The organism is Pedomonas sp. V897 (assembly GCF_051304405.1).
Taxonomy (GTDB): domain Bacteria; phylum Pseudomonadota; class Alphaproteobacteria; order Sphingomonadales; family Sphingomonadaceae; genus Pedomonas.
The window spans coordinates 381,942-400,955 of sequence record NZ_JBPPGG010000001.1 but is presented as its reverse complement, the minus strand read 5'-3'; the positions used below and the strand labels follow the sequence as shown (position 1 = coordinate 400,955).

Here is a 19,014-nt window from a genome sequence, read left to right as displayed (position 1 = left end):
GGTGCGTCCCGGAAAAACGAAAGGGGGATCTCAAGGGGGTCCAGGACCCCCTTGAAGAATAGCTTATCTTACCTGAAACCCCGCCTCAGGCGGGCCGCAGGGGCCCGGCCGAGAGGAAGCGGCGGCTCCGCCCCTCCAGAATGACGGCGGTCAGGACCCCGCTGCGCCACGCGCCGGTGTCGACCGCGATGCGGTTGGGCAGGCTCTGCGGCTCGGGCACGATGGTGTGGCCGTGGACCACCACCGCCCCCAGGTCCTCCGTCGAGGACAGGAAGGGCTCGCGAATCCAGATGAGGTCCTCGTTCTGCTGCGCGGCGAGCGGCACGCCGGGGCGCACCCCGGCATGGACGAAGAGATAGTCCCCAAGGCGTAGGCTGATCCCGGTGTTCGCCAGAAACTGGCGGTGGTGCGCCGGCACGGCCGCGCGGGCGGCGGCGAGAATCGCGTCCATCTCGCCCGAGTAGAGCAGCGGGGTGCCGAGGCCATAGCTGGAGAGGGTTTCCATGCCGCCGTAGTCGAGCCAGGCGGCCACCGTCTCGGCCGGGGCGACGCCCTCGAGCACGTCGAGGAAGCACTGCTCGTGATTGCCGCGCAGGTAATGGACCGATGCCCATGGCGGCGACAGGGTGACAAGACACTCCAGCACCTCGGCCGACAGGGGGCCGCGGTCGATGTAGTCGCCCAGGAAGATGAGGCGGGTCTCGGGGCCGGGGTTGGCCGCACACCAGTCCTCCAGTTGCCGGAGGAGCGCCTGCAGCAGGTCGAGACGGCCGTGGATGTCTCCCACGGCGATCAGCCGCATCCCCTCCGGCGTCGAGGCATGGGCGAACGGTTGCGCCTGCGCAGACGGCGCATCCATCTCGCTGCGACTCGCCAGCCGGGTCAGCAGCTGCCTGATCATTGTTGTCCGCCCTCCCGCTTCGCGCCCGTGTTCTGTGCCGTGTCCTTTCCAGACACGTTTTCTGTTCGGGCTCCTGCCGTGCATCCCCGCGTTGCCGCGGGGACGGAAGGGATGTATAGCGCGTTCGGGCAGCGCCTGCACCAAAGACCCGCACAAATTCACAAAAGGGGAAGGGGGGGCGCGCCGGTGTTTCTTCTCAATTTGGGACCGGCAGGCTTGACAAAAGGGCCGCCACCCCATATCCGCGCTGCTTCAAGTTTAAACCACGACAAAAACGGCAAGCGTCATGAAAATCCGTAACTCGCTCAAGTCGCTCAAATCCCGCCACCGCGATTGCCGGGTCATCCGTCGTCGTGGCCGCGTCTACGTGATCAACAAGACCAACCGCCGCTTCAAGGCCCGCCAGGGTTAATTGTGGCGACCAACGGAGGGCCGTCGGCGGTCGTCTTCGACGTCGGCGGCGTTCTGTGTGACTGGGATCCCCGTCACCTCTACGTCAAGCTGATCCCGGATCCGGAGGAACTGGACTGGTTCCTCGCCAACGTGGTCACCCACGCGTGGCACTTTCAGCACGACGCCGGCCGCTCGGTGCACGAGACCATTCCCGAACTGGCGGCCCAATTCCCCAAATACGCCGACCTGATCGCGCTGTACGATTCGCGCTGGCTCGAGACCATCGCCGGCGCCATCGAGGGCACCTGCACGCTGGTGGAACAACTGGCGGCCCGGGGCGTGCCGCTCTACGCCATCACCAACTTCTCGGCCGAATTCTTCCCGCGCTACTGCGAAGCCTACCCGGTCATGCGCCACTTCCGCGACATCGTGGTGTCGGGCGAGGTGAAGGTGATGAAGCCGGACCCGCGCATCTACGAGATCGCGCTCACCCGCTTCGGTCTCAAGCCCGGCGAGGCCTGGTTCATCGACGACCGGCTGGACAACGTGGAAGCCGCCGCCGCCGCAGGCTTCGTGCCGCACCACTTCCGCTCCCCCGAGGCCCTGCGCGCCGAACTGGAAGCCGCCGGGCTGCTCCAGGGGGATCTGGTCCTCTGATTTGTGTTTGATTTGCAGGGGTCTTGGACCCCTGCGACCCCGTTCGTTTGTCCAGGTCGGCAGGTCGGTGTTGCTATGCCTCCGGGTTTTGGCACAGGGGAGAAGGGGATTTCTGGTGGCCTGCCAGATGAGACTAGATTAAAATTCTGTGAATTATAGGTAATTGTTTGTAGTATGCTGCTTGCGGTTTGTAAAACGAATCTGTGAGTGGGGCAGGGGTGTGCTTGGAATTATAATATTGCTTTTGATTATTGTTGTGGGATTGTTGGGGTTATATTTGGCCTTTGCCGGGGCTATAATGTTGCTTGGATGGGCTGTAGAGCAGGGATTTATTGGTCTTGCTGCTTATGTTGCATGTTGGGTCTTCTTATTCCCATTTATGGTAGGTATTTGTATTATAATGGGGATTATTACTGTCCTCAGTGATTAATTTAAGAGATTATTGCCATTTAAAGTTCTTTTCTGGTTGCGTTTCCTTCGTTTCCTTATTTGAAAAGTATGCACTTTGCGGTCAATCTGCTCTAGAAGCATTCAACGAATTGAGAGGCGGAAAGGGCTGGGACAGCGCGGCCGTTTGAAACGAAGGGAGGTTGCCAGGAGGGTCCAAGACCCTCCTGGCGAAAAGACCCCTTTTCGAAGAACCCCCTCTCCGAAAAGCCCCCTTCTGCGACCGCGCCTGCGCCTCAGAGGCGGGTGCCCAGCTTTTTCAGCTCGTCGCCCTGGAGGCGGGCGATGTGCAGCACGTTGGTGGAGCCGGGGGTTCCGAAGGGGTAGCCGGCCATGAGGATGATCTGGTCGCCGGCGCCTGCCAGCTGTGCGCGCAGGGCCATGCGCTTGGACTTGCCGACCATTTCCTCGAAGTTCTCCACGTCCCGGGTGCGGATGGCGTGGAGGCCCCACACCAGGCCCAGGCGGCGGGCCGTCTCCAGCTTGGGCGTGAGCACCAGGATGGGCGTGATCGGCCGCTCGCGGGCGGCGCGCAGCGCGGTCGAGCCCGAGGTGGTGAAGCAGCAGATGGCCTTGGCTCCCAGCGACGTGGCGATCTGGCGGGCGGCGGCCGAGATGGCGTCGGCGGTGGTGGCCTCGGGGTGGATTTCGCTGAAGTGGACGCGGGCCTGGTAGGTGGGGTCGCGTTCCACCTGCGCGGCGATCTCGTCCATCATGCTGACCGCTTCCAGCGGATAGGCGCCGGCGGCGGATTCGGCCGAGAGCATGATGGCGTCGGCGCCGTCGTAGATGGCGTTGGCCACGTCCGACACCTCCGCCCGGGTGGGCGTGGGCGACTGGATCATCGACTCGAGCATCTGGGTGGCGACCACCACCGTCTTGCCCTTGGCGCGAGCGGCGGTGACGATCTGCTTTTGCAGGCTCGGCACCTCGGCGATGGGGGCCTCGACGCCCAGGTCGCCGCGGGCGACCATGACGGCGTCGGCGAGGTCGAGGATCTCGTCGAGGCGCTGCACGGCAGCCGGCTTTTCGATCTTGGCCAGCACGCCCGCGCGCCCCTGAATGAGCTTGCGGGCCTCCGCCACGTCTTCGGGGCGCTGCACGAAGGACAGGGCGATCCAGTCCACGCCCATCTCCAGCGCGAAGGCAAGGTCGCTGCGGTCCTTCTCGGTGAGCGCGGCCAGCGGGATCACCGCATCGGGCACGTTGACGCCCTTGTTGTTGGAGAGGCGGCCGCCCACCACGACCTGGGTCACGATGCGCTCGGGCTGCACCTCCAGCGTTTGCAGGCGGATCTTGCCGTCATCGAGCAGCAGGCGCTGGCCCGGCTGAAGGGCGGCGAACAGCTCCCGGTGGGGCAGGTGGACCCGGCTGGAGTCGCCCGGCGTCGGGTCGAGGTCGAGCACGAAGGTCTGCCCGGACGCCAGCTCGACGGCGCCCTCGGCAAAGGCGCCGACGCGCAGCTTGGGCCCTTGCAGATCCACCAGAATGGTGGTCGGCCGGCCCATCTGGCTCTCCAGATCGCGGATGCGCTGGATGACCTCGGCGTGGCCGTCCTGCGTGCCGTGGGACATGTTGATGCGGAATACGTCGGCGCCCGCTTCGAACAGCGCCCGAATCATCTCGGGCGAGCGGCTGGCGGGACCAAGCGTGGCGAGAATGCGGACCTTACGGCGGCGTGGCTTGAACATTGTGATAACGCGGGTATCTCGATGTCAGGGAAGCCGGGAATAGCTTCGGGCAGCAACTTTACAGAGACTTGTTACAAAGGAAACCGTAAATGGATCAGGCGACTCGCACCGAACTGGAAGCCGCGGCATTCCGGCGGCTCATCACCCATCTCCAGCAGCGCACGGACGTCCAGAACGTCGATCTGATGGGGTGGGGCGGGTTCTGCCGCAACTGCCTCTCCGACTGGCTGGCGGAGGAAGCGGCGGCGCGGGGCGTCGCGCTGGACAAAGCCCAGGCGCGCGAATGGGTTTACGGGATGCCCTACGAGGACTTCAAGGCCCGCTACCAGACGCCCGCCACCCAGGAGCAGCTGGACCGGATGAACGCCAGCGTTGAACAAAACAGGAAGGTGCGGGGGCAGATCTGATCGCAACCCCCTTGTTTGCGCCCCCCTTGGCCGCTACGGATGCCGCCTTTGGCAAAGGGTATCACCACAAGGATCGGGCAGGATGAGCGAAGTAATTGCGGCCGACCTGTTGCGCCAGCTGATCGAGCGCGTTGAGCGGTTGGAAGAGGAAAAGAAGGGCATCGCCGAGGACATCCGCGAGGTGTTCGCCGAGGCCAAGGCCCAGGGCTTCGACGTGAAGACCATGCGGCAGGTGATCAAGCTGCGGAGCATGGAGAAGCACAAGCGCCAGGAAGCCGAGGCGCTGCTGGAGACCTACATGGCCGCGCTGGGCATGGTGGAATAACACCTCCGCCCCTCGGGCCTTTCGGATCGAGGGAGAAGGCGGCAGGCCCGGACCGGGGTCTGCCGCCTTTCCTTTTTGGGCGGGAGAGGGTGTTGTCAAAAACCTATTGACGATCGTCACGATGCAATGGTAGCGTCGGCGCACGCTGGGAAGCTGCGCCGGGGGGCTGGCAGGACTGCCGCTTTTCCTTCGGCCGGTGCGTGTTACGCTTTCATTCTGCCTCTGCAACAGGCCCCGGGGTCGGGGCCGTTCCTGCAACAGCTCACGCAACAGGGAGCCGGACCATGCTGATCACGACCACCTCCGTTCTCGAAGGCAAGCCGATCCGGGAGTATCTCGGGATGGTGACCGGCGAGGTCATCCTTGGCGCCAACATCTTCAAGGATCTGTTCGCGGCGGTGCGCGACGTGGTGGGCGGCCGCTCCGGCGCCTATGAGAGCACCCTGCGCGATGCGCGCGCCACCGCCATCGACGAAATGGTGCGCGAGGCCCGCGCCCTCGGCGCGGATGCGGTGATCGGGGTGGACATCGATTACGAGACCGTCGGCCAGGGCGGCTCCATGCTGATGGTCACGGCGACCGGTACGGCGGTGAAGCTCGCCTGAGCGGATTTGCTTCCGGGCTGGCTCTGGTGTAGGAGCCGGGGCGATAGTCCTCAACAAGATGATATCGGACCTCAAGGCCGCTCGCCTTGGGCCGAGCCCGGAGTCTATGGCAGGTCATTCCAAATTCAAAAACATCATGCATCGGAAGGGCGCGCAGGACGCCAAGCGCGCGCGCCTGTTCTCGAAGCTCTCCCGCGAAATCACGGTGGCCGCGAAGCTGGGCGCCCCGGACCCGGAACACAATCCGCGTCTGCGCGCCGCCATCAGCGCCGCCAAGGCGTCGCAGATGCCGCGCGACAACATCGAGCGCGCCATCAAGAAGGCGCAGGGCGGCGATGTGGAGAACTACGAGGAAGTGCGTTACGAGGGCTTCGGCCCCGGCGGCACGGCGCTGATCGTCGAGGCGCTGACCGACAACCGCAACCGCACCGCCGGCGAGGTTCGCTCCTACTTCTCCAAGTACGGCGGCAACCTGGGCGCGAACGGCTCGGTCTCCCACGGTTTCGACCGTCTCGGCCAGATCGTCTACCCGGCCAAGGCCGGCACGGCGGACGCCGTGTTCGAGGCGGCGCTGGAAGCGGGCGCGGATGACGTGGTCTCCGACGACGAGACCCACGAGATCTATTGCAGCCCGGAGAACCTGCACGAAGTGGCCCGCGCGCTGGAAGCGGCGCTCGGCGAGCCGGACAGCGCCAAGCTGGCCTGGCGTCCGCGCGACATGGTGACGGTGGACGAAGCCGCCGCCATCAGCCTGATGAAGCTGATCGACGCGCTGGAAGACAACGACGACGTGCAGACCGTCTGGGGCAACTATGAAGTGCCCGACGACGTGATGGCCAAGCTCGGCTGACGACGGTGGCCAGGGCCCGACGCCTGATCGGTCTGGATCCCGGCCTCGCCCGAACGGGCTGGGGCATCATCGACGTGGACGGCCTGCGCCTCACCCACGTCGCCAACGGCGTCGTCTCGACCGACCGGGTGGATGATCTGGCGGAGCGCCTGGTGGCGCTCCACCAGGGCCTGCTCGCCGTGCTCAGCGAATGGCGGCCGGACGGGGCGGCGGTGGAGGAAACCTTCGTCAACAAGAACCCCACCTCCACCCTCAAGCTGGGGCAGGCGCGGGGCGTGGTGCTGATGACCGCCAGCCTCTTCGGCCTGCCCGTCGCCGAATATACCCCCAACCACGTGAAGAAGGCGGTGGTGGGCGTGGGCCACGCCGCCAAGGAGCAGGTGGATGCCATGGTGCAGCGCCTGCTGCCGGGCGTGAAGATCGCCGGGCCCGACGCCTCGGACGCGCTGGCCGTCGCCATCGCCCATTCCTACGCCGCCGGAGCGCAGGCGGTGCTCGCCAAAGCCAGGAGGATGGTCTGATGATCGCCAAGCTGCGCGGTGCCGTTGACGCCATCGGCGAGGACACGGTTGTCATCGACGTGAACGGGGTGGGCTACCTCGTCCACGCCTCCAGCCGCACGCTCTCCCAGCTGCCGGCGGTGGGCCAGACCGTCTCCCTGTTCATCGAAACCCAGGTGCGCGAGGACGCCATCACCCTGTTCGGCTTCGCCAAGAGCGAGGACCAGCGGTGGTTCCGGCTGCTGACCACGGTGCAGGGCGTGGGCGCCAAGGTGGCGCTGTCCATCCTCACCGCCCTCTCGCCCGCCGAACTGAGCGCCGCCGTCGCCCACCAGGACAAGACCGCGCTGGCCCGCGCCAACGGTGTCGGCCCCAAGCTGGCGCAGCGCATCGTCATCGAACTCAAGGACAAGGTGGGCGCCATCCTGCCGGACTTCGAGGTGGCCCCCGCCGTCGCCGCCGCGCCCGGCTCGGCCCTCGCCGACGCGGTCTCCGCGCTGGTGAACCTGGGCTACCGCCCCGCCGAAGCCAGCGCCGCCGTCTCCGCCGCCAGAGCCAAGGTGGGCGAGGCGGGACTGGACGACCTCATCAAGGCCGCGCTGAAGGAGGCCATGAGCGGGCGGCTCTGACGCCCGCGACCATCCATGACATGCGGGCGGCTCTGACGCCCGCGGGTCATCCATGACATGCGGGCGGCTCTGACGCCCCGTGCTTCCGGTGGGCGCGGGATATTCGACTATGAGGGGTCTTACGGCCGATGGGCGATTTTGGTATGGATGTCCCTGCGGTGACGACTTCGATTTGAATGTTGAAGAACACCTCCTCAAGAAAAGCCCGGATGTGCTGGCGTCCGGGCTTTTTCATTTGCTTTCGCACCAGGAGAGGGGCCCGGTTCATCGAGAGGATGGGCTGGCTCAAAAATGAGAAGGGTCCGGGGTGCTGGCCCCGAACCCTTGGCCTGCTCTATTTCGAGCGGGCCACCTCCACGATCTTGAGAACAAGAAGCGCGAAGGAAATCATCAGCGTGGGAACGCCGATGATAAACGCGGCAGTTTCTCCGATTTGAATAGGAATCACCTCCTCTCGACGGCGGGATTACAGCGCTGCCGGATGGCAGCGGTGCGGCCGTCGGGAGCAACCATAGCAGGTGAAAAAGACAGCCGCTTTATTAAAATAACAATAATTACAAGGACTTAATGGTGCTCTGCCGGTGGTGCATGGCGTGGAGAAATGCAGGGTATTCGACCATGGGCAGTCTTATGGGCGGGCAGCGATCGTGGTATTCAGAATCCCGCTGGTATTGGATCTATTGGGAAATCACCTCCTCAAGAAAAGCCCGGGCGTGTCGGCGTCCGGGCTTTCTGTTTGATGGCAGGAGCGTGTTTGATGTCAGGAGCGAGACGAAGCCCTGCATCTGCTCCTTAAAATCATTCAACGAACCGTTGGGCGGCGGAGAGTGGGGGCGCGGCAGCGAGGGGAGGGGGCGGCGGCGCGTGAGGGCGTGGCAGAGAGGGGACGGAGAGGACGGGCGTAGTCGCGACTGAAGGCGCGGCGGATAGGGAGGCACGGCGGACAGAGGGCGTAGCGGAGAGCGGGGGCGGCGGCCGATCGCAGTGCGGCGGCGCGTGAGGGTGCGGCGGCGGCGCGGGGGCGCGGTGGCCGATCGCGGCGCGGCGGTTGCGGGCGGTTGGTGCGGGGCGAAGCCGGAGGGGCAGGGGCGCAGGGGCTGGAGGCCGGGCGCGGCGGCGAGCAACGAAGGGGAGGTTGCCAGGAGGGGCTGCGACCCTCCTGCGAAAAATCATCAGGACTAAAAAATCATCAGGACCAAAAACCAGCAGGGCCAGAAACCAGCAGACCTGAAACCAGCAGGGCGAAAACCCTCCAGGCGAAGCTACCGCCCGGGGTGAAACAATCGATCAAGGCGAAGCTCCCAAAAAACGGGATTTATGACGCTGGCGGCTATTCCGCTTTTGTTCGCCACCGCGTAAACAGGGGCCATGAGTGACGAGCAACAGCGACTGGTGGGGGGCGCGCGCAGCGAGGAGGACTTCCTCGAGGCGAGCCTGCGCCCGCAGCATCTCGACGAGTTCATCGGCCAGCAGACGGCGCGGGAGAACCTGCGCGTCTTCATCGAAGCCGCCAAGTCTCGGGGCGATGCGCTGGACCATGTGCTGTTCTTCGGCCCGCCGGGCCTGGGCAAGACCACGCTGGCGCAGATCATCGCCCGCGAGATGGGCGTCAACTTCCGGGCGACCTCCGGCCCGGTCATTGCCAAGGCGGGGGATCTGGCCGCGCTGCTGACCAACCTGGAAGCGGGCGACGTGCTGTTCATCGACGAGATTCACCGGCTCAATCCGGCGGTGGAGGAGGTGCTCTACCCGGCGATGGAGGACCGGCAGCTGGATCTCATCATCGGCTCGGGGCCTTCGGCGCGGTCGGTGCGGATCGACCTGCCGCCGTTCACGCTGGTGGGGGCGACCACGCGCTCGGGCCTCATCACCACGCCGCTGCGCGACCGCTTCGGCATCCCGGTGCGGCTTCAGTACTACAGCACCGATGAGCTGGAGCTGGTGGTGCGGCGCGGTGCCCGGGTGCTGGGCGTGGAGATCGCCAACGACGGCGCGCGGGAGGTGGCGGCGCGCTCGCGCGGCACGCCGCGCATTGCCGGGCGTCTGCTGCGGCGGGTGCGGGACTTCGCGGCGGTGGCGGGCGAGCCGGTCATCAACCGGGCGGTCGCCGATGCGGCGCTGACCCGCCTCGACGTGGACCGGCTCGGGCTCGACGCCATGGACCGGCGCTACCTCAGCATGATCGCCGACACCTACAACGGCGGCCCGGTGGGGGTGGAGACCATCTCCGCCGCGCTGTCCGAGCCGCGCGACACGCTGGAGGAAGTGATCGAGCCGTACCTGATCCAGATCGGTTTCGTCGCCCGCACCGCCCGCGGGCGCATGCTGACCCCGGCCGCCTTTGAGCATCTGGGGCTCGCACCGCCCAGCCGGGCGCAGCAGCCGCTTCCCCTTCTCGACGGGGAAGGGTAAGGCTGCGCATGGTTTGGTTCCAAGGTGGCTTTCTGGATGCGATCGGCTCGTCATGACTGAGGCACATCACGGCGACGTGGCCTATCAGGGCCGTATCGACAACGGTATCCATCGGTACTCCCTCAGGGTCTACTTTGAGGACACCGATGCGGGCGGCGTGGTCTACCACGCCAACTACCTGCGATTCATGGAGCGCGCCCGGACCGACATGCTCAGATGTGCCGGCATCGAACAGCGTCAGGGCCTGGAGGCGAGCGGGGCCGACAAGGGCTATTACGTCGTCGAATCGCTTCAGATCGACTACAGGCGGCCGGCCCGTCTTGACGACGTGGTGACGGTGGTCTCCGCGGTCGAGAAGGTGGGGGCGGCCTCCTGCGTCATCCGGCAAAGGATTGTCAGACAAGAGGAACTATTGACTGACGCAACGGTGGTCGTCGCCTATGTGGGCGAGGGGGGACGGCCCCGGCGTCAGCCGGCTGCCTGGCGGGCGTATTTCGAGCGGCTCTGCCAGGCCAAGGATATCCAAGAGGAAGCGTGATGGAAGAAGCAGTAAGCGCGGTGTCTCTGGCCGCAGGCGAAGTGGATTTCTCGGCCTGGGCCCTGTTCTGGCAGGCGGATATCGTCGTCAAGGCCGTGATGATCGGCCTGGTCATGGCCTCGATCTGGACGTGGGCGATCATGATCGACAAGAGCCGGCGCGTCGCGCGCATCAAGCGCGAGGCCGACCGGTTCGAGGACAGCTTCTGGTCCGGCTCCTCGATGGACAAGGTGTATGAAAACGCCAAGGCGCGGGGCAACCACCCGTTCGCCATGGTGTTCGGCGCGGCCATGGAGGAATGGCGGCGCTCGTTCAGTGGCGGCCGCATCGACAAGGCGTCGGTGAAGCAGCGGCTCGCCACCACCATGCGCGTGACCTTCGAGCGCGAGATGGACAAGCTGGAGAGCAACCTCACCTTCCTCGCGACCGTGGGGTCGGTGGCGCCGTTCGTCGGCCTGTTCGGCACCGTCTGGGGCATCATGCGGTCCTTCACCGGCATCGCCCAGACCCAGAACACCTCGCTCGCGGTGGTGGCCCCCGGCATCGCCGAGGCGCTGTTCGCCACCGCCATCGGCCTTGTCGCCGCCATTCCGGCGGTGATCGGCTACAACAAGATCCAGGGCGAGGTTGCCCGCTACGGCAACCGCCTGTCCACCTTCTGCGACGAGTTCCACGCGCTGCTGTCGCGCCAGCTCGACGAAAAGGTCGATTGAGAGGGGAGGGCCGACATGGCTATGCATGTGGTGCCACCCGGCGGCGGGCGCGGACGCGGCCGTCGCCCCATGGCCGACATCAACGTCACCCCGCTGGTGGACGTGATGCTGGTGCTGCTCATCATCTTCATGGTGACGGCGCCGCTGCTGGTGACCGGCGTGCCGGTGGACCTGCCGGACGCCCGCGCCAACGCGGTGAACGACGACGACAACAAGCCGGTGCAGGTGTCGGTGGATAACAGCGGCGCGATCTACATCGACGAGATGCAGATCCCGCTGGAGGAGCTGGCGCCCAAGCTGGCCGCCATCGCGGAGGCGCGCCGGGACGAACCGCGCATCTACGTGCGGGCGGACTCGACGCTCGATTATGGCGCGGTGATGCGGGTGGTGGGCGAGATCAACACCGCCGGCTTCAAGAAGGTCGCCCTCATCACGGAGCACAAGGGGAAGTAAGGCGTGGAACGGTCGAGCTTGGTCATATCGGCCGTCGGCCATGCGACACTTGCCGCGATTCTGGCCCTGAACTGGCCGGTCTCCGCGCCCGAGCGCGTGCCCGCGGACCCCATCCCCATCGAGCTGGTTGACGTGGCCGACGTGCCGCGCGTGACGGAAAAGCCCAAGCCTTCCAAGGAAGCGGCGCCGCAGGAAACCCAGGAGCCGGACGCGGTGCAGCCCGAGCCGGAACCCGAGCCCAAGCCGGAGCCCAAGCCCGAGCCCAAACCGGAGCCCAAGCCGGACGCGGTGCCCGAGCCCAAGCCCGAGCCCAAGAAGGAAGAGCCGAAGCCGGAGCCGAAGAAGGAACAGCCCAAGAAGGAAGAGCCCAAGAAGCCGGAGAAGCCCAAGGAGCGGCTGAACGCTTCGAAGCTCGAGAACCTGATCGACAAGCGGCTGGAGAAGGCGGACCGCAAGCCGCTCAACGTCTCCAAGCTGGCCGAGACGCTGGAGAAGGATATCTCCAAGAACGCCATGCTCGACGCGCGGGCGGCCGCGACCATCCAGCAGCTGATGGACGCGCAGGTCTCCCGCTGCTTCAATCCCCCCACCGGGGGACGGGACGTGATGGCGATGACCGTGACGGTGCGTCTGCGGCTGGACCCGCAGGGGCGGATCCTCGATCAGCCGGTGGTCGTGGGGCAGACCGGCGTGACCGCCGGCAACCAGGCCTACGCCCAGGCTCTGGCCAGCGCGGCACGGCGGGCTATTCTGCGCTGCGCGCCCTATTCGCTGCCCGCCGAGCTGGCCCCGATCTGGGCCGGCCAGGAAATGGAACTGAACTTCGACCCGTCGCGGCTGATGTGACGGGCCTGACGTGAAAGGTTGAGCCGTGAAACGTTTGCTTCTTGCAGCCATTGTTGCACTTTCCGCTGCAACGTCTCCCGCCCACGCCGTGATCCGCATCGACGTGACCGGCGGTGTCGTGCAGCCGGTGCCGGTTGCGGTGCCCGCTTTCCCGGCCACATCCGAGGCGGCGACCCCGGCCGGGTCCGCCGGGCAGCTGGGCGAGGAAATCGCCAGGGTGATCGCGGCGGATCTGGACCGCTCCGGCCTGTTCCGCCCCATCGACCCGCGCGCCTTCACCACCCGGGTGACCCCGGCCGACGTGCCGAGCCCGCAGTTCGCCTCCTGGCGCACGGTGGCGGCGCAGGCGCTGGTGACCGGCTACGTCCAGCCCAACCCGGACGGCTCGCTGCTCGTTGCCTGCTACGTCTATGACGTGTTCGGCGAGGAGGAGATGGGCCGCACCGGCTTCACCGCCCGCAACCCGCGCGACTGGCGGCGCACCGCCCACAAGTGCGCGGACTTCGTCTACGAGAAGGTGACGGGCGAGAAGGGCTACTTCGACAGCCGCATCGTCTACGTGAGCGAGAGCGGCCCCAAGACCAACCGCATCAAGCGGCTGGCCATCATGGACCAGGACGGCGAGAACCACCGCTTCCTGACCTCGGGCCAGAGCATGGCGCTGACGCCGCGCTTCTCGCCCACCCAGCAGCAGATCGCCTATCTCTCCTACTACCAGAACAAGCCGCGGGTGTTCCTCTATGACCTGAACAGCGGCCGCCAGGAGGTGATCGGCGACTTCCCCGGCATGAGCTTCTCGCCGCGCTTCTCGCCGGACGGCCGCTCGGTGCTGCTCAGCCTCAGCCGGGGCGGCAACACGGACATCTTCCTGATGGACCTGCGCACCCGCCAGATGCGCCAGCTCACCAACTCGCCGGGCATCGACACCGCCCCTAGCTTCTCGCCGGACGGCAGCAAGATCGTGTTCGAATCGGACCGGGGCGGCAGCCAGCAGCTCTACGTGATGAACGCGGACGGCTCGAACGTGCAGCGCATCTCGTTCGACACCCGCAACCCGCGCTCGCGCTACGCCACCCCGGTGTGGTCGCCGCGCGGCGACTACATCGCCTTCACCAAGCTGAACGACGGCAAGTTCCGCATCGGCGTGATGCGGCCGGACGGCTCGGGCGAGCGCGTGCTCACCGACGCCTGGCAGGACGAGGGCCCCACCTGGTCGCCCAACGGGCGGGTGATCGTGTTCTTCCGCACCGAAAGGTACGGCCGGGGCGGCACCGGCGGCGGCAGCCGGCTGTGGTCGGTGGACCTGACCGGACAAAACGAGCGCCCCGTGCCGACGCCGCTGGATGGGTCCGATCCGGCGTGGTCGCCGTTGTTGCCCTAGCAACACATTTGTAAATTTGGTGGAAATGCTGCAACTTAGCCGTTGCGGTTGCTTGACGGTTCTTTTGTCTGGCTTATAACCGATAAGGTGGCGACCGGTTTGATTGGCCGGTCGTGCCAAATGGTTGCCGTAAGGAAGAAGACATGCAAAAATTCAAGGTAATCGCTGTCGTCAGCGGTCTGGCCATGATGGCCGCCGCTTGCTCCAAGAAGGAAGTGGAGACGCCGCCGCCGCCCCCGCCGGCTCCGGCTGCTCCGGCTCCGGCCCCCGCTCCGGCTCCGGCTCCGGTGACCCCGTCGGTTGTCCCGGGCAGCTTCCAGGACTTCGTGAACACCGCCGGCTCTGACCGCGTGTTCTTTGCTTACGACAGCTACGCGCTGGACGATGCCGCCCGCGCCACCCTGTCGAAGCAGGCGGAGTGGCTGAAGAAGTACCCGAACGTCAAGGTGACCATCGAAGGTCACGCCGACGAGCGCGGCACCCGCGAGTACAACCTGGCGCTGGGTGACCGCCGCGCCAACTCGGTCCGCACCTTCCTGGTTGCCCAGGGTGTGGAAGCGAGCCGCATCACCACCATCTCCTACGGCAAGGAGCGTCCGGAAGTTCTGGGCTCGGATGAGGACGCCTGGTCCAAGAACCGCCGCGGCGTGACCGTGCTGCAGGGCGCTGCCAGCTAAGCGCTGTCAGCATTCGCTGAATGCCGAACGCTCCGGTGCGCCCGCGCGCCGGGGCGTTTGGTTTTTCAGGCCAGGCCCCGGCACGCAGAGGGCGCGCCGCCGCCCGGCTGGCATAATGCGGTGCCGGCTTGATCCCCGATGCTGGCAAAATCCGAATTCAGTCAGTAACTATTCAGCTTGTTGCGAATACGCGTGAGCAGACCCGCCGAGAGGAGACCGTTCCCGATGCTCAAATGCCGTCAGGTATCCGTTGCGCTTGTCCTTGCTGTCCTGGCAATGCCGCTGGCCCAGGGGCCGGCCGCGGCCCAGTCGCAGGCGACGGCCGACGTGAGCAAGCGCATCGAGAAGCTGGAAGCGGAAATGCGGGCGGTGCAGCGTCAGGTGTTCCCGGGCGGCGCCTCCAAGTATTTCCAGCCGGAGTTCACCGACCAGCAGGCGGCGGGGGCCGCCGCCCCGGCCCGGAGCGATGCCACCGGCGAGCTGATCGCCGACATGCAGGCCCGCCTCACGCAGCTGGAGCAGCAGCTGGCCAGCCTCACCGGCCAGGTGGAGGAAGCGAACTTCCGCGCCCGCCGCGCCGAGGACTCCCTGACCCGCCTGCGCGAGGACATGGAATACCGCCTGACGGTGCTGGAAGGCGGCGACCCGGCCGCCGCCGGCGCTGCGGCGGGTGCCGCTGTGGCCGCAGGCGCGGGTGCCGGCGCTGGCGCGGCGACGGGGACGGGCACCGCCCGTCCGGCCGCCGAGCCGGGCGGGGCCCAGCCGTTCCCGCCGCCGGGCTTCGACCCGAATGCCCCGGGGACGAGCGGCAACGCCACCGACGCGGGCGCGACCGTCGCCGCTTCCGAGCTGACGCCGGAGGAGCAGTACAAGGCGGCCTACGCGTTCGTGAACCAGAACGACTATCCGCGCGCCGAGGCGGCACTCAGGACCTTCATCGAGAAGAACCCCAAGTCCGCCCGCACGCCGGATGCCATGTACTGGCTAGGCCGGGTGCTGCTGGTGCAGAAGAGCTACGCCCAGGCGGCCAAGACCTTCCTCGACACCTACCAGAAGTTCCCCAAGGCCAACCGCGCGCCCGACAGCCTGCTCGGGCTGGGCGACGCGCTGATCGGCCTCGGCAACGCGCAGGAAGCCTGCCAGGCCTACAACCAGCTGGAGATCGACTATCCGTCCAAGATCACCGGCTCGCTCAAGACCCGGCTCGAACAGGGCCGCGCCAAGGCCAAGTGTGGGTGAGCAGGACCCCGCGCTGACCCCGGAGCGCGTGCGCGCCGCCATCCTTGCGGCGGCGGCACGGGCCGGGCTTGAGGGCCTCGCAGAGGGCACGTCCCGGCTGGCGGTTGCCGTCTCGGGCGGGGCCGACAGCCTGGCCCTGACCCTGCTGGCGGCCGAAAGCCTGCCCGGGCGCATCATCGGCGTGACCGTGGACCATGGCCTGCGCCCGGACTCGGCCGCAGAGGCGGCGCAGGTGGCCCGCTGGCTCGCCGGGCGCAACATTCCCCACGTGACGCTGGTGTGGGAGGGGGAGAAGCCCGCCGCCAACATCCAGGCCGAGGCCCGCGCCGCCCGCTACCGCCTGCTGGACGGCTGGTGCGCGCGGGAAGGGGTGCCCGCCGTGCTGACGGCCCACCACCGGGACGACGTGGCCGAGACCTTCCTCATGCGCCTGTCGCGCGGCAGCGGCCTTGCCGGGCTCGCCGCCATCCCGCCCGCCCGCCCGCTGCCCGGGGGCACCTGGGTGCTGCGGCCGCTGCTGGAGACCGGCAAGGCGCAGCTTCGCCGGGCGCTGGAGGCGCGCGGCCAGCCGTGGATCGAGGACCCCAGCAACCGGAACGAGCGGTTCGACCGCGCCCGGGTGCGCCGCCTGCTCGCCGAACAGCCGGAGCCGGAGCGGCTGGCGAGCCGGATCGCGGCGGCGGCGCGCCATCTCGCCGCGGCCAACGAGGCCATCGTCTGGGTGGTGGAGCGGCACCTGGCGGCCCATATCACGGCGGCGGCCGGAGACCCCGGCGCGCTGCGCATCGCGGACCGGCAAGCCTTTCTTAATGTTCCCGATGAGATCCTGCGGCGGTCGTTGCTGGCGTGTATCGAGAGGATCGGGAGCAGCCGGTCCGCCCCGCGCGGCGCGGAACTGGACCGCCTGGCGGACGGGCTGAGACGGGGCGAGGCCGCGACCCTGGGCGGCGCCCTGTTCCGCCCGAGGGGAGCGGCGCTGCTGATCCTGCCGGAGACGGGTCGGCGTTGATTCTGGGGGCGGCGCTGATCCGGGGGGCGGCAATTTCCGCGCCAATCCACGCGCAACGCGATGGAGCGGCAGGGGGAAAGGTCGAATACCCCAAGCCGGTGGTTGTTTCGCGGGCCGGAAAACTTATCTTAGCGAAAAGCGGCGAAGAGTCGTGCCGCACACAAGCGTAGGAATAAATATGCCTGACAAACGAGGGCCAAACACACTGGGACGCAGCGTCGCCTTATGGGCGGTCATTATCGTCGTCCTGGTGCTGATGTTCAACATGTTCTCGCCCCAGCAGCAGACCAATGCGGCCTCGCAGCTGGCCTACTCCGACTTCCTGGCGCGGGTGGAAGAAGGGCATGTGCGCGAGGCCCAGATCCGGGGTCCGGAAATTACCGGCACCTTGAGCGATGGTCAGGCGTTCCGCACCTATGCGCCGGACGATCCGAACCTGGTGGATCGGCTGGCCTCCAAGGGCGTGACCTTCAAGGCCGCGCCGGAGGAAAGCCGGAGCTTGCTTGTGCAGCTGCTGTTCAACATGCTGCCGTTCCTGCTGGTGCTGGGCATCTGGATCTTCATCATGCGCCAGATGCAGAACGGTGCCGGTCGCGGTGCCATGGGCTTCGGCAAGTCCCGCGCCCGCCTGCTGACGGAAAAGCAGGGCCGCGTCACCTTCGAGGACGTGGCCGGCATCGACGAGGCGCGCGAGGAGCTTCAGGAAATCGTCGACTTCCTGAAGGACCCGCAGAAGTTCCAGCGCCTGGGCGGCAAGATCCCGAAAGGCGCGCTGCTGGTGGGCCCTCCGGGCACCGGCAAGACCCTGCTCGCCCGCGCCATCGCCGGCGAGGCCAACGTGCCGTTCTTCTCCATCTCGGGCTCCGACTTCGTCGAGATGTTCGTGGGCGTGGGCGCCAGCCGCGTGCGCGACATGTTCGAGCAGGCCAAGAAGAACGCGCCGTGCATCATCTTCATTGACGAAATCGACGCCGTCGGCCGCCATCGCGGCGCCGGTCTCGGCGGCGGCAACGACGAACGCGAGCAGACCCTCAACCAGCTGCTCGTGGAAATGGACGGCTTCGAGGGCAACGACGGCATCATCATCGTGGCGGCCACCAACCGCCCGGACGTGCTGGACCCGGCCCTGCTGCGCCCGGGCCGCTTCGACCGGCAGATCGTGGTGCCGCGCCCGGACATCCAGGGCCGCGAGAAGATCCTCAACGTGCACATGAAGAAGGTGCCGCTGGCCCCGGACGTGAAGGCGAAGGTCATCGCCCGCGGCACGCCGGGCTTCTCCGGCGCGGACCTGGCCAACCTGGTCAACGAGGCCGCGCTGATGGCCGCCCGCAAGGGCAAGCGCCTCGTCTCCATGAGCGACTTCGAAGACGCCAAGGACAAGGTCATGATGGGCGTCGAGCGCAAGACCATGGCCATGTCCGAGGAGGAAAAGGCGCTCACCGCCTACCACGAGGCAGGCCACGCGCTGGTCGCCCTGCACGAGCCGGCCTCCGATCCCATCCACAAGGCCACCATCATTCCGCGCGGCCGGGCCCTCGGCATGGTGATGCGCCTGCCGGAACGCGACAGCTACAGCTACCATCGCGACAAGATGTACGCGAACCTCTCGGTGGCCATGGGCGGCCGCGTGGCGGAAGAGCTGATCTTCGGCTACGACAAGGTGACCTCGGGCGCCTCCGGCGACATCCAGATGGCAACCTCGCTGGCCCGCACCATGGTGACCCAGTGGGGCATGTCCGACAAGCTGGGCCCGCTGATGTATGGCGAGAACCAGGAAGAAGTGTTCCTCGGCCACTCCATCGCCCGCACCCAGAACATCTCGGAGGAAACAGCACGCCTGATCGACGCCGAGGTGAAGCGGATCGTGATGGAAAGCTACGAACGCGCCAAGAAGATCCTCACCGACCACAAGGAAGATCTGCACAAGATCGCCAAGGCGCTGCTGGAATTCGAAACGCTGGCCGGCGACGAAATCAAGGCGCTCATCGAGGGCAAACCCATCGAGCGCCACGACGTGGAGGAAGACGCACCGCCGCCGCCCTCCGCCGGCGTGTCGGCCGTGCCCAAGACCGGCAGCCGCTCGTTCGGCGGGCCGGAGCCCCAGCCGCAGGGGTGAGGGCGCTCCGGCCGGGGCGTTGATCCGGCCGGGTGATGGATTGGTTTGCAGGAGGGTCGCGGACCCTCATGGCAACCTCCCGTTTGAAACAAGGGGCCGCGTCCGTCATGAAGGGCGCGGCCCTTTTCTTTGTTTGGGGGTGTTTTATCGGGCCGAGCGAGCCTTGCAGGTGCGGAGGTACGCCTCCGGCCTGGCGGGAGTTCGGCGAGATGCCGGATCAAGGAC

At 66.8% G+C, this 19,014-nt stretch carries 20 protein-coding genes; 18 read left to right on the top strand and 2 right to left on the bottom strand.

The window, feature by feature from the left end:
* Window positions 1–85: 85 nt before the first annotated feature.
* Window positions 86–901 (bottom strand): metallophosphoesterase family protein, encoded by an 816-nt coding sequence (locus tag ACSJJU_RS02025; RefSeq protein ID WP_435913484.1) that lies wholly within the window; start codon window positions 899–901, stop codon window positions 86–88.
* 286 nt (window positions 902–1,187) lie between these two features.
* Here ACSJJU_RS02025 and ykgO point away from each other — a divergent pair, with 286 nt between their 5' ends.
* On the top strand, window positions 1,188–1,313 hold the full coding sequence (gene ykgO / locus ACSJJU_RS02020) for a type B 50S ribosomal protein L36 (RefSeq protein WP_259277371.1): 126 nt from the start codon (window positions 1,188–1,190) through the stop codon (window positions 1,311–1,313).
* Between the two features lie 2 nt (window positions 1,314–1,315).
* A complete protein-coding gene (locus ACSJJU_RS02015) occupies window positions 1,316–1,951 on the top strand; it encodes an HAD family hydrolase (protein ID WP_435913483.1) in 636 nt (211 codons plus the stop codon).
* A 683-nt stretch (window positions 1,952–2,634) separates the two neighbouring features.
* Here ACSJJU_RS02015 and pyk read toward each other — a convergent pair.
* On the bottom strand, window positions 2,635–4,089 hold the full coding sequence (gene pyk / locus ACSJJU_RS02010; protein ID WP_435913482.1) for a pyruvate kinase: 1,455 nt from the start codon (window positions 4,087–4,089) through the stop codon (window positions 2,635–2,637).
* An 89-nt stretch (window positions 4,090–4,178) separates the two neighbouring features.
* Here pyk and ACSJJU_RS02005 point away from each other — a divergent pair, with 89 nt between their 5' ends.
* The 16 genes from ACSJJU_RS02005 to ftsH all read left to right on the top strand — a co-directional run bounded on the left by ACSJJU_RS02005 (window position 4,179) and on the right by ftsH (window position 18,789).
* The gene (locus ACSJJU_RS02005) at window positions 4,179–4,496 is read left to right on the top strand and encodes a DUF1244 domain-containing protein (RefSeq protein ID WP_435913481.1); all 318 of its coding nucleotides are present in this window, start codon (window positions 4,179–4,181) and stop codon (window positions 4,494–4,496) included.
* A gap of 82 nt (window positions 4,497–4,578) precedes the next feature.
* Window positions 4,579–4,821 (top strand): DUF2312 domain-containing protein, encoded by a 243-nt coding sequence (locus ACSJJU_RS02000; RefSeq protein WP_435913480.1) that lies wholly within the window; start codon window positions 4,579–4,581, stop codon window positions 4,819–4,821.
* Between the two features lie 284 nt (window positions 4,822–5,105).
* On the top strand, window positions 5,106–5,426 hold the full coding sequence (locus tag ACSJJU_RS01995) for a heavy metal-binding domain-containing protein (RefSeq protein ID WP_435913479.1): 321 nt from the start codon (window positions 5,106–5,108) through the stop codon (window positions 5,424–5,426).
* A 106-nt stretch (window positions 5,427–5,532) separates the two neighbouring features.
* Window positions 5,533–6,276 carry a YebC/PmpR family DNA-binding transcriptional regulator gene (locus tag ACSJJU_RS01990; RefSeq protein WP_435913478.1) on the top strand — a complete coding sequence of 248 codons (744 nt, stop codon included), beginning with the start codon at window positions 5,533–5,535 and terminating at the stop codon, window positions 6,274–6,276.
* A 5-nt stretch (window positions 6,277–6,281) separates the two neighbouring features.
* Window positions 6,282–6,797, top strand: a complete 516-nt coding sequence (gene ruvC, locus ACSJJU_RS01985; protein WP_435913477.1) for a crossover junction endodeoxyribonuclease RuvC — start codon at window positions 6,282–6,284, stop codon at window positions 6,795–6,797.
* Window positions 6,797–7,405 carry a Holliday junction branch migration protein RuvA gene (gene ruvA, locus ACSJJU_RS01980; RefSeq protein WP_435913476.1) on the top strand — a complete coding sequence of 203 codons (609 nt, stop codon included), beginning with the start codon at window positions 6,797–6,799 and terminating at the stop codon, window positions 7,403–7,405. The genes ruvC and ruvA overlap by 1 nt, the downstream gene beginning before the upstream one ends.
* Before the next feature lie 1,368 nt (window positions 7,406–8,773).
* Window positions 8,774–9,817 carry a Holliday junction branch migration DNA helicase RuvB gene (gene ruvB / locus ACSJJU_RS01975; RefSeq protein WP_435913475.1) on the top strand — a complete coding sequence of 348 codons (1,044 nt, stop codon included), beginning with the start codon at window positions 8,774–8,776 and terminating at the stop codon, window positions 9,815–9,817.
* A gap of 52 nt (window positions 9,818–9,869) precedes the next feature.
* On the top strand, window positions 9,870–10,355 hold the full coding sequence (gene ybgC, locus ACSJJU_RS01970; protein WP_435913474.1) for a tol-pal system-associated acyl-CoA thioesterase: 486 nt from the start codon (window positions 9,870–9,872) through the stop codon (window positions 10,353–10,355).
* Window positions 10,355–11,068, top strand: coding sequence for a protein TolQ (gene tolQ, locus ACSJJU_RS01965; RefSeq protein ID WP_435913472.1), 714 nt, complete (start codon window positions 10,355–10,357; stop codon window positions 11,066–11,068). The genes ybgC and tolQ overlap by 1 nt, the downstream gene beginning before the upstream one ends.
* Window positions 11,069–11,083: 15 nt before the next feature.
* On the top strand, window positions 11,084–11,521 hold the full coding sequence (gene tolR / locus ACSJJU_RS01960; protein WP_435913471.1) for a protein TolR: 438 nt from the start codon (window positions 11,084–11,086) through the stop codon (window positions 11,519–11,521).
* Between the two features lie 3 nt (window positions 11,522–11,524).
* Window positions 11,525–12,367 (top strand): hypothetical protein, encoded by an 843-nt coding sequence (locus ACSJJU_RS01955; RefSeq protein WP_435913470.1) that lies wholly within the window; start codon window positions 11,525–11,527, stop codon window positions 12,365–12,367.
* 25 nt (window positions 12,368–12,392) lie between these two features.
* Window positions 12,393–13,748 carry a Tol-Pal system beta propeller repeat protein TolB gene (gene tolB, locus ACSJJU_RS01950; RefSeq protein WP_435913469.1) on the top strand — a complete coding sequence of 452 codons (1,356 nt, stop codon included), beginning with the start codon at window positions 12,393–12,395 and terminating at the stop codon, window positions 13,746–13,748.
* Between the two features lie 143 nt (window positions 13,749–13,891).
* Complete coding sequence (pal, locus tag ACSJJU_RS01945) at window positions 13,892–14,425, top strand: peptidoglycan-associated lipoprotein Pal (protein ID WP_435913468.1); 534 nt, start codon at window positions 13,892–13,894, stop codon at window positions 14,423–14,425.
* 225 nt (window positions 14,426–14,650) lie between these two features.
* Window positions 14,651–15,664, top strand: coding sequence for a tol-pal system protein YbgF (gene ybgF / locus ACSJJU_RS01940; protein WP_435913467.1), 1,014 nt, complete (start codon window positions 14,651–14,653; stop codon window positions 15,662–15,664).
* A complete protein-coding gene (tilS, locus tag ACSJJU_RS01935) occupies window positions 15,657–16,673 on the top strand; it encodes a tRNA lysidine(34) synthetase TilS (protein ID WP_435913466.1) in 1,017 nt (338 codons plus the stop codon). The genes ybgF and tilS overlap by 8 nt, the downstream gene beginning before the upstream one ends.
* 178 nt (window positions 16,674–16,851) lie before the next feature.
* Window positions 16,852–18,789 carry an ATP-dependent zinc metalloprotease FtsH gene (gene ftsH / locus ACSJJU_RS01930; RefSeq protein ID WP_435913465.1) on the top strand — a complete coding sequence of 646 codons (1,938 nt, stop codon included), beginning with the start codon at window positions 16,852–16,854 and terminating at the stop codon, window positions 18,787–18,789.
* Window positions 18,790–19,014 lie beyond the last annotated feature (225 nt).